At 74.0% G+C, this 11996-nt stretch carries 11 protein-coding genes; 4 read left to right on the top strand and 7 right to left on the bottom strand.

From position 1 onward, the window contains the following. Positions 1–35 precede the first annotated feature (35 nt). The 6 genes from ACZ46W_RS11840 to ACZ46W_RS11815 form a co-directional block, all read right to left on the bottom strand. Positions 36–1238 carry an aminotransferase class V-fold PLP-dependent enzyme gene (locus ACZ46W_RS11840; RefSeq protein WP_468335219.1) on the bottom strand — a complete coding sequence of 401 codons (1203 nt, stop codon included), beginning with the start codon at positions 1236–1238 and terminating at the stop codon, positions 36–38. 1 nt (position 1239) lies between these two features. Further along, complete coding sequence (locus tag ACZ46W_RS11835) at positions 1240–2559, bottom strand: pyridoxal-phosphate dependent enzyme (protein WP_468335216.1); 1320 nt, start codon at positions 2557–2559, stop codon at positions 1240–1242. Further along, a complete protein-coding gene (locus ACZ46W_RS11830; RefSeq protein ID WP_468335213.1) occupies positions 2556–4040 on the bottom strand; it encodes a Y4yA family PLP-dependent enzyme in 1485 nt (494 codons plus the stop codon). Before ACZ46W_RS11830 ends, ACZ46W_RS11835 begins: the two co-directional genes overlap by 4 nt. A gap of 287 nt (positions 4041–4327) precedes the next feature. Next, positions 4328–5131, bottom strand: a complete 804-nt coding sequence (locus ACZ46W_RS11825) for an EI24 domain-containing protein (RefSeq protein ID WP_468335210.1) — start codon at positions 5129–5131, stop codon at positions 4328–4330. A gap of 120 nt (positions 5132–5251) precedes the next feature. Continuing rightward, on the bottom strand, positions 5252–5677 hold the full coding sequence (locus ACZ46W_RS11820) for an organic hydroperoxide resistance protein (RefSeq protein ID WP_366129408.1): 426 nt from the start codon (positions 5675–5677) through the stop codon (positions 5252–5254). Positions 5678–5743: 66 nt separating this feature from the next. Continuing rightward, a complete protein-coding gene (locus ACZ46W_RS11815) occupies positions 5744–6763 on the bottom strand; it encodes an NADP-dependent oxidoreductase (RefSeq protein WP_468335207.1) in 1020 nt (339 codons plus the stop codon). 102 nt (positions 6764–6865) lie between these two features. On the opposite strand from ACZ46W_RS11815, the gene ACZ46W_RS11810 reads away from it, so the two are divergent. Beyond that, positions 6866–7306, top strand: a complete 441-nt coding sequence (locus tag ACZ46W_RS11810) for a MarR family winged helix-turn-helix transcriptional regulator (RefSeq protein ID WP_468335205.1) — start codon at positions 6866–6868, stop codon at positions 7304–7306. A gap of 262 nt (positions 7307–7568) precedes the next feature. Here the strand turns inward: ACZ46W_RS11810 and ACZ46W_RS11805 are convergent, their stop codons facing one another. Next, positions 7569–8387, bottom strand: coding sequence for an SCO2400 family protein (locus tag ACZ46W_RS11805; RefSeq protein WP_468335202.1), 819 nt, complete (start codon positions 8385–8387; stop codon positions 7569–7571). A 121-nt stretch (positions 8388–8508) separates the two neighbouring features. Here ACZ46W_RS11805 and ACZ46W_RS11800 point away from each other — a divergent pair, with 121 nt between their 5' ends. The 3 genes from ACZ46W_RS11800 (at position 8509) to ACZ46W_RS11790 (ending at position 11746) form a co-directional block, all read left to right on the top strand. Further along, entirely contained in the window at positions 8509–9096 is a 588-nt protein-coding gene (locus tag ACZ46W_RS11800; RefSeq protein WP_468335199.1) for a hypothetical protein, read from the top strand. A 104-nt stretch (positions 9097–9200) separates the two neighbouring features. Next, on the top strand, positions 9201–10244 hold the full coding sequence (gene mreB / locus ACZ46W_RS11795) for a rod shape-determining protein MreB (protein WP_468335196.1): 1044 nt from the start codon (positions 9201–9203) through the stop codon (positions 10242–10244). Between the two features lie 56 nt (positions 10245–10300). Further along, positions 10301–11746, top strand: a complete 1446-nt coding sequence (locus ACZ46W_RS11790; protein WP_468335192.1) for a sensor histidine kinase — start codon at positions 10301–10303, stop codon at positions 11744–11746. The last annotated feature ends 250 nt before the right edge of the window (positions 11747–11996 follow it).

Raw genomic sequence — 11996 nt, 5'->3', positions numbered from 1 at the left:
CTCCGCACCTCACGACTCACTGCTGCTATTGAAAATCATTGCAGACTGGCGAGCGCGGCGAGCAGCCTTTCCATCTCTTCGGGGGTGTTGTGCACATGGAGGCTGACGCGCACGGAGCCGTCCTTGTCCCCCGTCCCGGCCTGGCAGTGGCCGTCGGACCGCACCATGAACCCGTGGCTGTAGAGGATGAAGCCCAGGTCGTGGGCGTCGATGCCCCGGTGCCGGAAGGTCACCAGGCTCCGCCGGCGCTGCACCGGGGAGCCGGCGGCGAGGCTGGTGCGGCAGCCGAGGACCTCGTATGTGCCCTCCATCCGGCTCAGCCCGTCGGTCAGCAGGGACGTCAGCGCGACCGTCCAGCGTTCGATCCGGTCGGTCCCGGCCGCGTCCAGCCAGTCGAGCGCGGCCACCAGGGAGGCGATCCCGACCGTGTTCGGGGTGCCCTGCCAGCCGCCGGGCCGGAAGCCGGGGCCGCGCCGGCACCGGGCCCACACCGCGCCCGTACCGGGCAGGGCGAGCGCCTTGTGGCCGGAGAAGACCACGAAGTCCACGTCCAGGTCCGCCACGGACACCGGCAGGTGCCCGACGCTCTGCGCGGCGTCCAGGCAGATGGGGACGTCCGGCCCGACGACCCGGCGGACACGGTGCACGTTCATGTCGGCGCCGTACACGTGGTGCACGTGCGTGGCCGCCACGAACCGGGTGCGCGGGCCGGTGATCCGGGCGAGCGCCTCGGGGTCGTAGTCGCCGGAGCCCGCCTGGTACGGCAGCTCCCGGACCCGGATGCCGACCCCCTGGCGGGCCAGCAGTTCCTGGGCCTCCAGCCACGGTGACAGGTTCGCCCGGTGGTCGTGGAACGGGACGACGATCTCGTCCCCGTCGCTGAGCAGCCCGGGCAGCCAGTCCCGCGCGACCGTGCGCAGCCCCTCCGTGGTCCCGCCGGTGAAGTGCACGTCCGACCCGTCCGGGTCCGGATCGCCCAGGAACCGCTTGACCCGGTCGCGGGCGCCCTCCACCAGCGCGGTGGTGGCGTTGGCCCACGGGTAGGAGCCGCGCCCCGCGTTGGCGTTGGAGGTGGTGAGGTAGCGCCGCACGGCGTCCAGGACGGGCTGCGGCTTCTGCGTGGTGGCCGCGCTGTCCAGGTACGCCAGATCCGGGTGGCCGGTGACGATCGGGAACTGGGCGCGCAACTCCCGCTGCCAGGACCGCAGTTCCTCGATCTCCGTGCGGTACGTGGACACCTCAGTCACGCACCAGCGGCGCGCCCGCGTCCCGCCAGGCGACGATCCCGCCGGCCAGGCTGCGCACGTCGGGGTGGCCCATGCGGGTGAGCAGGGCGGCGTACCGGGCGGACTTCTCGCCCACCGGACAGGCCAGGAGCACCGGCTGCCGCTTGCCGAAGGGCAGGCCGCCGCGCAGCAGCTCGTCGAACAGCTCGTCGACGATGTTCACCGAGCCGTCGATGTGCAGCGCGGCGTACGCGAACGGGCCGCGCAGGTCGATCACCAGCGGCCGCTGCTCCGCGATCCACTTCTGGGCCTCGGCGACGTCGATGACGGTGGCCGTGCGGGCCTCCGTGTCGGTCAGCGTGGCCACCGAGTTCTTCACCGGCGGCCGCCCCAGCAGCTCGGGCCGCCGCTGCCGTACGTACCCCAGGTAGCTCTCCACCCGGTCGCAGACGATGAAGACGGCCGTCCGCCGGTCCGTCAGCTCTCCGTCCAGCGGCCTGAGGTGGCGTACGGCCCCGTAGTAGGCGGCCCCGCCGGTCGGTCCGGCGAGCAGTCCGCAGCGGCGCAGCAGGCTGACCATGCCGTCGATGGCCTCGTCGGCGCTGACCGTCTCGATCGTGTCGTACGTGGCCGGGTCGAACAGCCCGACCTCCTGCACCTCGTCGGCGTTGCGGATGCCGGGGATGAAGTCCGTCTTCTCCCCGACGAGGCCGACGACGTTCACCGCCGGGTCGTGGGCGCGCAGGGCGCGGGCCACGCCGGTGGACGAGCCGGCGGTGCCCACACAGGCGATGAACCAGTCCGGGGCCCGGCCGTCCAGGTCCGCGATGATCTCCGGGCCGGTGCCGGCGGCGTGGGCCTCGGTGTTGCGGGCGTTGAAGTACTGGTCGGTGTGGAAGTGGGCGCTGCCGGGCCGGTTCAGCCGCTGGTGGAAGAGGGTCAGCGGGTCGTCGGTGTCGGTCGGGTCGAGGCACTCGGACTGACCGGGCAGCTCCTCGATCTCGGCGCCCAGCAGCAGGAGCAGGTCCTTGATCTCGGGGATGCGCATCCTGTTGGTGACGCTCTTGAACGGCAGGCCGTGCAGGCCCGCGATGAGGGCCAGGGCCTTGGCGGTGTTGCCGCTGGACAGCTCGACGACCGTCTCGCCGCGCTCCTTGGCGGCGGCCAGTCCCCGGCGGGCCATGTTCCAGGCGGCGCGGTCCTTCAGGGAGCCGAAGGGATTGAGCATTTCGAGCTTGGCGTACAGGTCGATGTTGCGCAGCCCGTGGACGTCCGGGTCGATGCGCACCAGCGGGGTGCCGCCGATGGCGTCGGTGATGCTGTCGTACCTCATGTGCGCTCTCCCCCCGGTCGTGTGATCGGCCAGTACTGCTCGTCGAGGCACCAGTGCCAGGAGCCCTCCTCGTGGAAGACGGCGACTTTGCGGGCGAGGGGCTGCCGCTGGGCGTGGGTGGCGCCGAAGTCCATGACGTACCCGGCGGTGTTGGGGAAGGCCAGGAGGTCGCCGGGGCGCGGCAGTCGCGGCAGGTGGACGGCGCGGCGGGTGATCAGGTCGGCCTCCAGGCAGAGGTTGCCCATGAGGTACACGGCCGCGGGCCCGCCCTCCGCCGGGGTGCCGTCGCGGGGCAGGAGGACCGGGTCCATCAGCACGCCGTGGTCCTCCAGGCTGACGTCGCCAGCGTTCATCGCCAGCGTCACCAGGTGCTCCCCGGTCTCCGTGGGCCGTACGTCCAGGATCTTGCCGAGGGTGAGCCCGCACTGGTCCACGAGGGCCCGGCCGGGCTCGACGTACAGCTCGTGGAGGCTCTCCAGCAGCAGGGTGCCGAGCGCCCGGCCGCCCAGGGCCGGGGCGGGGCGCGAGAGCAGGTCGTCCAGGTAGTCGGCGCCGGCGACGGGGCGGTGGGCCGGGTAGAGGCCCAGGGAGCCCTTGACGGTGCCGTTCTCCATGCGCAGCCCGTAGCCGTGGCCGCCCCAGGTCATGGGCGGGCGCCTGCCCATGACCGCGCGGGTGAGCTCGGTGGTGTACGCCGCCCACTCCTCGGCGTGGGCGAGGTAGTTGACGCCGAAGCCGCCTCCCACGTCGACGGCGCGCGGGGTGAAGCCGTGCGCGTACAGCTCCTCCATGGCCGTCAGGCACCCTTCGAGGGCCGCCGCCTTCTCGTCCGGGCTCGTGGTGTCGAGGTGGTAGCCGACGCCGATCGGCTCCAGCGCGTCCCGGTGGCGGTCGACCGTGCCGAGCAGGTCCTTGAGGGACTTCGCCGGGGAGCCGAAGCGGCTGCGGCGGGACAGCAGGGTGGTGCCGGTCGCCCCGAACTCGGACAGGCGCAGCACGACCCGGAGGCGGGGCAGGCCGTACGCCCGTACGAGACGGGCGGCCCGTTCCACCTCGCCCGGCCCGTCGGCGTTGACGATCGCCCCGGTACGGGCGGCCAGCCACAGGAACTCGGGGTCCTTGGGACCGGTCGTCATGATCCGGTCCCCCGTCCACCCGGAGGCGAGGGCGTGCCGTAACTCACCGAGCGACGCCGCGTCGAGGGCGGCGTCCGTGGTGACGAGGTGGCGGACGAGCGCGCTGGACCGGTTCGCCTTGTGCGCGAAGAAGATGCGGCCGGTGAGCCGGTGGCGGCGGAAGACGGCGCGGAAGCGCTCCACGTTCTCGGCGATCTGGTCCGGCAGCACGACGTTGAGGGGCGAGCCGAGCGCGTCGACGAGCGCGCGGAGGAAGGGCCCGCCCGATTCCAGCAGCTCGGCGGGGCGCCGGTCCAGGCGCGCGCGCAAGTACAACGGCTCGGTGCCCGTCCCCGCTGTGTTCATCCGAGCTGGCCCTCCCGCGAGGCATGCCGACCGGCGCCGTCGTCGTCCCGCTCTTTATGCCCAACTTTCCCCGACGGGATGGCCGTGCGGAAGGAGACGGCCGGATTCAGTTGCCGACGGGGTCGTGGCGGGGGTTGTGGCGGGGTTCGTCGCGCGCCTTGTCGCGGGGGTGCGGCGGGGTTCGCCGCGGGGGGTGCGGCGGGGTTCGCCGCGGGGGGTGCGGCCGGGTTCGCCGCGGGGGGTGCGGCCGGGTTCGCCGCGGGGGTGCGGCGGGGTTCGCCGCGGGCTCAGGCGGGCGGGGTGGTCCCGACGGGCCTGCCGTCCACGTGGCCGTCCAGGTCGGCGGGCGCGTCCTGCGGCGCCTCCAGGTCGCGGACCAGCAGCGTCGCGCCCGCCACGACGCCCGGCATCAGGAACACCGCGACGAACGGCACCAGGAAGGCGACGGTCAGCGGGACGCCGAAGCCCAGGGTGAGCATCCGGCGGCCGCGCAGCATCGCGAGCCGCTCCTTCAGCTCGACGCCACGCCGCTGGAGCGCCACCGCCGTGAGCTCCTCCGCCAGGAAGAAGCCGGAGACGCAGAAGCCGAGCACGGGGACGAGGGTCTGGCCGACGACGGGGATGAACCCGAGCGCGAAGAGGACGACGCCGTACAGCGCGACGCGCACGAGGACGCGCAGGCTGTCGCGGGCGGAGATCCACAGCTCGCGCCAGAGCGGCAGCCCCGACTCCGGCACGTCGCCGCCCTCGGTGCGGTCGACCTCCTCGGAGAGCGACTCGTAGAAGGGTTGGCCGACGAGGAGGGTGACGGCGGTGAAGGTGACGACGGCCAGGAACAGGCCGAAGGCGAAGAGCAGCGCGGTCAGGAAGCCGCGGAAGACGCCCTGCCAGGGCGAGGACCAGTCGTCCGCGAAGGGCGTCGCCCACGCGGTCAGGTCGTCCGCGCCGTACGCCAGACCGGCCAGCGCGGCCGCGTACAGCACCAAGGTGACCAGGCCGGGCAGCAGCCCGAACCCGAACCACCGGCCGTGCCGGCCGACCCAGCGCTGACCCTTCATCACGTAGCCGAAGCCCACCCCGAGATCACGCATGGGTGCACCCTATCGGGACGGCCGGCCCTGCCCGACGGGCGGAGGGCCGCACCCGGTGGGTGCGGCCCTCCGGCGCGTACGCGCACGTGGCAGCGCGCCGAGGCGCGTCGGGGCGCGTGATCAGGCGACGTCGAGGTCGACCGTGATGTTGCCGCGGGTGGCCTTGGAGTACGGGCAGACCTGGTGGGCCTTCTCGACGAGCTCCTTGGCGGTGGCGGCGCTCACGTTCGGGATCTTCGCGGAGATCTTGACGATGATCCCGAAGCCCTCGGCGTTCTTGCCGATGCCGACCTCGGCGGTGACCGTCGAGCCGGAGATGTCGGCGCCCTCCTGGCGGGCGACGACACCGAGCGCACCCTGGAAGCAGGCGCTGTAACCGGCGGCGAAGAGCTGCTCGGGGTTGGTGCCCTCGCCGGACCCGCCCATCTCCTTGGGCGGGTTCACGACGACGTCGAGCTTGCCGTCGTTGGTGGCGACGCGGCCGTCACGCCCGTTCTCGGCGGTGGCGACGGCGGTGTACAGGACGTCGGACTGCTGGATCGACATGTAAGAGGTTTCCTCCTGTGATGCGCCGCGACTCGCGCCCACGATCGCGGCGGACTGGAGGTGAGCCTATCGGGTGAGCGAGACGATCATCTTTCCGGTGTTCTCACCGCGCAGCATGCCGAGGAACGCCTCGACGCCGTTCTCCATGCCCTCGACGACGGTCTCCCGGTACTTCAGCTCACCGGAGGCCAGCCAGCCGGCGACCTCCTTGACGAACTGCGGCTGGAGCTCGCGGTGGTCGTTGACGAGCATGCCCTGGAGGCGCAGCCGCTTGCCGATGACCAGCGCGAGGTTGCGCGGCGCGGGGGTCGGCTCGGTGCTGTTGTACTGGGCGATCATGCCGCAGATGGTGGCGCGGCCGTGCACGTTGAAGGAGGAGATCGCGGCCTCCAGGTGCTCCCCGCCGACGTTGTCGAAGTAGACGTCGATGCCGTTGGGGGCGGCTTCCTTGAGCTGGGCCGCGACGGGGCCGTTCTTGTAGTTGAAGGCGGCGTCGAAGCCGTACTCCTTGGTGAGGAGCTCGACCTTCTCGTCGGAGCCGGCCGAGCCGATGACCCGGGAGGCGCCCCGGAGCTTCGCCATCTGGCCGACCTGGCTGCCGACGGCACCGGCCGCGCCGGAGACGAAGACCACGTCGCCCTCCTTGAAGGAGGCCACGTCGAAGAGGCCGGCGTAGGCGGTGAGGCCGGTCATGCCGAGGACGCCGAGGTAGGCGGAGAGGGGGGCGAGCGAGGCGTCGACCTTGGTGGCGTGCTTGGCGTTCACCTCGGCGTACTCGCGCCAGCCGAGGCCGTGCAGGACGTGGTCGCCGACCGCGAAGCCCTCGGCGCCGGATGCGATGACCTCACCGACGGCGCCGCCGTCCATGGGCTGGTCGAGCTGGAACGGCGGCACGTACGACTTCACGTCGTTCATGCGGCCGCGCATGTACGGGTCGACCGAGAAGTGCAGGTTGCGCACGAGGATCCGGCCCTCGGCCGGCTCGGCGACGGGCGCCTCACGGAGGGCGAAGTCCTCGGGCTTGGGCCAGCCGTGCGGGCGGGCGACGAGGTGCCATTCGCGGCCGGACGCGGGAAGAGCGGACATGCTGCGGTGCCTCCTGGATTGCTTCAGGTGTTATTTCATTACCTGAAACAACCATGCGCCTGGATATTTCAGGTTGTCAAGTAAGTGGGTATCCTGGTGTGCATGTCCAGCAGACGCACAGACCCGCTCACCCTCGAAGTGGTCGAGCTCATCGGCACGGTGGTGACCCGCTACCACGAGGAGTACGAGCAGGCCGCCGGGCAGCACGCGCTGACCGGCGCACAGGCGCGCGTCCTGGGCCTGCTCGCCCTGGAGCCCACGCCGATGCGGCGCATCGCGCAGTCGCTGCGGTGCGAGCCGTCGAACGTGACGGGCATCGTGGACCGGCTGGAGGCGCGCGGCCTGGTGGAGCGCCGCCCCGACCCGGCGGACCGCCGGGTGAAGATCGCCGCCGCGACGGACGAGGGCCGAGCGACGGCCCGCCGCCTGCGGGACGCCCTCGACTTCGCCCGCGAACCCCTCGCCGCCCTCTCGGAGGAGGAGCGGACCGCCCTGCGCGACCTGCTGCGGCGGATGGTGGGGGCGGGCGGGGAGGGGGCGTAGGGGGCGGGCTGCCGGGCGCCCTGGGGCGGTGGTTGCGGTCCGTGGGCGGGGGCGGGGCCCCTCCGGGCTCGACTCCTCGCGGTCGGCGGGGCGCCCGACCGGTCCTCTGGCCGTACGTCGCCGCCGATCCGCTGCGGGGACGACCCTCCACGGCCCCTCGCCGCCGACCGGCAGCGGCAGCGGCCGGAGGGCACCTGTCGGCCCGGCCCGGCAGTCGCGGGGGCGGCCCAGCGGCGGGGCGGGAGCTACGGGCGGCGGGGCGCTAGACGCACCACCACAGGAACCAGTCGCACGACTCGGTCGGCGTCGGGTCGGGGGTGGGTTCCGACGGGGGCGGGTCGTCGGGGGCCGGGTCGTCCGGGGCCGGCTCGTCAGGGTTGCCGGGCTCGTCCGGGTCGCCCGGGTCGCCGGGGTTGTTCGGGGGCGGGTCCGCCGGGGCGGGGTCGTCCGGCGCCGGGGCGTCGGGGGCGCCCGGCTCGTCGGGGTCGCCCGACGGCTGCGGGGCCGACGGGCCGGTGCCCGGCTCGCCGGAGCGCCCCGGGGCGGACGCGCCGGGCGCGCGCGACGGGGCGCCGGACGCCTCGCCATCGGCGCCGGAGCCGTCCTCGGGGTCGTCCGGCCCGGAGGATCCCGACACCGGTTCGTTCACCGGGCTCGGGGCGTCCGGCGCCTGGGAGCCCTCCGGCTGCGCGGGCAGCGGCTCCGGTACGGCCGGGTCCTCCTGCCGTACGGCGGTGGCCGCGCCCTCCTCGCCGGGGTGCTCGATCGCCAGCTCGGCCAGGCTCAGCAGACCGGCCGCCAGGATCAGGGAGAACACGCCGATCAGCACCTTGCGCCCACGCCGCTTGCGGGCCCGGCGCCCCGCCGAGCGGGACCGCCGGGCGGGCTGGGCGCGGCGCGCCTGGCCGCGGGCACGACGAGGCCCCGCAGGCGGATGCTCCTCGTCCCGGTCCAGCTCGTAGACGTGCTCCGCCGCGGGTACGTGCGGTTCGTCGCGCCGAAGCTCCTCGACGGGCGTACCGCACCCGGCACAGGCCAGGGCGCCGTTGAGGTGCCGCTGACACTGGTGGCAGTAATCCATGGCGCCCGCAGATTATGCGGCGCCCGTACACCGGAGATACCCGCGTCTGTGAGGATCCTGTGTGGAAACGGCCAACCCCCGGCGCGCCGCTCGATTCATGAGGAACGGGCAGGATGTCGGCATGACGCCCTCCGGCACTCCCTCCGCCCCATTCGGCCCGCTCGACTTCCAGCTCGTCCTGCTGCGGCGGATGGCCGACCACCAGCCCGGCCTGGTCGAGGACGCCCGCCGCGAGCTGGGCGTGTCGATCGCGGACATGCGGGAGGCCAACCGCCGCTGGCAGGCCATGACCCGCTCCGCCAGGTCCCGTGGCGCGCTCGCCCGCTACCGCTCCGTGCTCGGCGAGCCCGAGTCCCGTACCCGCCGCGCCATCGGCGACCTGGAGTGCGACGCGCTGCTGTGGCCCGTGCCGCTCTGGCCGGACCTCCGCTTCGAGGTGCTGGTCGCGCCCGGCGGCGGTGCGGTGTGGAACGAGTGGCTGGTCCGGGCCCCGGGGGCGGCCGGCCCCGAGCTGCGTACGCTCGCCGACCTGCGTCCCTGGAGCTGCACCGTCGACGAGGTGGCCCGCGCCTTCTCCCCCGCCCGCCCGCTGGAGGGCAGCGCGCCGACGCGGTGGCGGCTGGCGTTCACGCCGCCGGACGGGGAGCCGTGCGTGGCGGAGTTCACCTGGGGGCTGCTGCAACGGCTCGTCCGGCCCCCGCGCGGGTAGCTCCTTCGGCCCTTGTCTGTCACCCCGTCAGCTCCCCCGGCGCGCGCCGCACGCCCCGTGATCGCACGATGCGAGGACGTACCGCTCCTGGGAGGATCCGCACCGTGACCGTCAGTCTCGAGCAGTTGCGCCGCTGCCATGTCGCCGTCGACCTGGGGGCCGCCAGGACCCGGGTCTTCGTCAAGGGTGTCGGGCTCGTCGTCGACGAGCCGAGCGTCGCCGCCGTCAACACCCGTACCGGGGCGCTGATCGCCGTCGGCGAGTTCGCGGAGAAGATGACCGGCCGCACCCCCGATTACATCCGCGTCGTCCGCCCCGTATCCGGCGGCAGCGTCGTCGACATCGAGATGGCCCAGCGGATGCTGCGCCACCTCCTCGGTGAGAAGCTCCGCCGCCAACTGCGCCGCAAGCCGATGCTGCGCGCCGCCGCCTGCACCCCGCACGACAGCGACCCGCTCGCCCAGCGCGCCACGATCGAGACGCTCGTCGGGCTCGGCGCCCGCCGCGTCGAGCTGGTCGACACGCTGATCGCGGCGGCCGTCGGCTGCGGCCTGCCGGTGGAGCAGCCGACCGCCACCATGATCCTGGTGTGCGGGGCGGCCACCACGCAGGTCGCCGTGCTGTCGCTCGGCGCGATCGTCACCGCCGAGCGCATCCCGGTCGGCGGCAACGCCATCGACCACGCCGTCATCCAGTACCTGCGCCACCAGCACGAACTGATGCTGCCCAGCCAGTCCGTACGCCCGCTCCAGCTCGCCCTGCACGGCAACGGCCTCACTCCGGGCGGCCCGGCGTCCACGGAGATCCACGGGCGGGACGTGGCGACCGGACTGGCCCGTTCCGTGCTCGTCGACACCGCCGCCGTGCGCCAGGCGCTGCACACCCCGCTGACGGCCGTGCTGGACGGCATCGGGAAGGTGCTGCGCGACTGCCCGCCCGACCTGGTCGCCGACCTCGTCGACCGCGGCATCATGATGGTCGGCGGCAGCGCCCTGCTGCCCGGCCTCGACCAGATGCTGCGCAACGCGACGGGGATGCCCGTGCGGATCGCGGAACGGCCCGACATCTGCGCCGTACTGGGGCTCGGGGCCATGCTGGAGGGCCGCATCGAGCCCCTCACTCTGGACCCGCTCGCCGAGGCCGAGTGACGGACGGGTGACGCGAGTGACGCGAGTGACGGACGGGTGACGCGAGTGGCGGTCGAGTGACGGCGGGCGGGCTCCCGGCGCTGCTCGAAGCGGTACTGAACGTCGGTACCGACCTGGAGCTGCGCACCACCCTCCAGCGCATCGTCGAGTCCGCCGCCGAACTGACGGACGCGCGGACCGGCACCCTCACCGTCGTCGACCCCGACCCCGACCCCGACCGCGGCCGGCCGGCCGACGTGTACAGGGCCGGCACGAGCGGGGCGGACCCGCCTCCCCACGGGCCGGACGACCTGACCGTACCGATCCGCGTCCACACCGAGGTGTTCGGGCACCTGCACCTCACCGGCAAGCGCGGCGGGCCGTTCACCGCCGAGGACCTGGCGATGCTGCGGGTCCTGGCCTCGCAGGCGGGCATCGCCATCGGCAACGCCCGGCTGTACGAGACGGCCCGGCAGCGGGAGCGGTGGATCGAGGGCGCGGCGGCCGTGACGACGGCGCTGCTGACCGGTGAGGCGGCCGCCGACGCGCTGACCACCGTCGCCGAGCGGGCCCGGCTGCTCGCCGGCGCGGCGGCGGGGGTGGTCCTCCAGCCCACCGCCGAGGGCGGGATGGAGATCGTCGCCGCCTCCACGCCGCACGACCCGGGCGACCTCGTCGGCACGACGATCGAGCCGGGTTCGCCCGTCCTGGTCCCACTGCTGGGCGGCGAGCCGGTCTTCGTCGAGGACTCGGCCACCGACCCCCGTATGACGACCCACGTCCGCACCCGGTTCGGGCCGTCGATGATGCTGCCGTTGCAGAGCGGCGGGCAGCTCATCGGCACCCTCGCCCTGCCGCGCCGGCGCGGCGGCCCCCCGTACACGGCGGTGGAGCGGCTGCTGGCCTCGCAGTTCGCCTCCCAGGCCGCGCTCGCGCTGGTCCTCGCGGACGCGCAGGCCGACCGGGAGCGGCTCGCCGTGTACGAGGACCGCGACCGGATCGCCCGGGACCTGCACGACCTGGTGGTGCAGCGGCTGTTCGCCACGGAGATGATGCTGGAGTCCACGCGGCGGCGGGCGGCCCCGGAGACGGCGGAGCTGCTGGGCCGCGCGGTGGACGAGCTGGACTCCACCATCCAGGAGGTCCGCACCGCGATCTTCGCGCTCCAGCAGCCCCCGGCTGAGGCGCCCCGATCCTTCCGGGGCCGGGTGCTGCGCGAGACTGGCGGCGCGGCGGTGCCGCTGGGCTTCCAGCCGTCGGTGCGGTTCACCGGCCCGGTGGACGCCCTGGTCACCGGCCCGGTGGCCGACGGGCTCCTCGCCGCCCTGCGCGGCGCCCTGGCGGCGGCCCACCGCCGCGAGGGCCTGACGTCGGTGGACGTCCAGGTCGACGCCACGGCCACCCTCCCGGACGGCCGCCCCGGCGTCCGCCTCACGGTCACGGACGACGGCACCCGGGACGACGGCACCCGGGGGACGACGGTCACCTGGCAGTCCCCGCGGGACGGGGTGGAGCCGGGCTGAGCGGCGCACGGCCGGACCAGGCCCGCCGCCGACCGGCCGGCTACGCCGTCCGGCCCAGCTCCACGCGCCGTCTCCCCATGCCCCGCCTTGACTCGTGCCGTGGACACCGCCGCCCGGCCCGCCACCGGCACCTCCCCCGCCCAGGGGACTCGTCATGGCGGCGGGCCTCGGCACCGCGAGCGGCACCGCGGGCGCGGATGGGCAGCGCCACCGGCGTCGTCGGCGCGAGTGGGGGCCTGGGCGGATTCGT

The organism is Streptomyces sp. NPDC031064 (genome assembly GCF_055570965.1).
The sequence above is the reverse complement of the archived record's forward strand: the minus strand, read 5'-3'. Positions and strand labels throughout refer to the sequence as shown.

What these genes read in the sequence shown, in the direction of transcription:
- ACZ46W_RS11835 (WP_468335216.1), bottom strand. Translation starts at nt 2,559, where the DNA reads ATGAGGTACGACAGCATCACCGACGCCATCGGCGGCACCCCGCTGGTG.
- ACZ46W_RS11830 (WP_468335213.1), bottom strand. Translation starts at nt 4,040, where the DNA reads ATGAACACAGCGGGGACGGGCACCGAGCCGTTGTACTTGCGCGCGCGC.
- ACZ46W_RS11825 (WP_468335210.1), bottom strand. Translation starts at nt 5,131, where the DNA reads ATGCGTGATCTCGGGGTGGGCTTCGGCTACGTGATGAAGGGTCAGCGC.
- ACZ46W_RS11805 (WP_468335202.1), bottom strand. Translation starts at nt 8,387, where the DNA reads ATGGATTACTGCCACCAGTGTCAGCGGCACCTCAACGGCGCCCTGGCC.
- ACZ46W_RS11810 (WP_468335205.1), top strand. Translation starts at nt 6,866, where the DNA reads ATGTCCAGCAGACGCACAGACCCGCTCACCCTCGAAGTGGTCGAGCTC.
- ACZ46W_RS11800 (WP_468335199.1), top strand. Translation starts at nt 8,509, where the DNA reads ATGACGCCCTCCGGCACTCCCTCCGCCCCATTCGGCCCGCTCGACTTC.
- ACZ46W_RS11815 (WP_468335207.1), bottom strand. Translation starts at nt 6,763, where the DNA reads ATGTCCGCTCTTCCCGCGTCCGGCCGCGAATGGCACCTCGTCGCCCGC.
- ACZ46W_RS11820 (WP_366129408.1), bottom strand. Translation starts at nt 5,677, where the DNA reads ATGTCGATCCAGCAGTCCGACGTCCTGTACACCGCCGTCGCCACCGCC.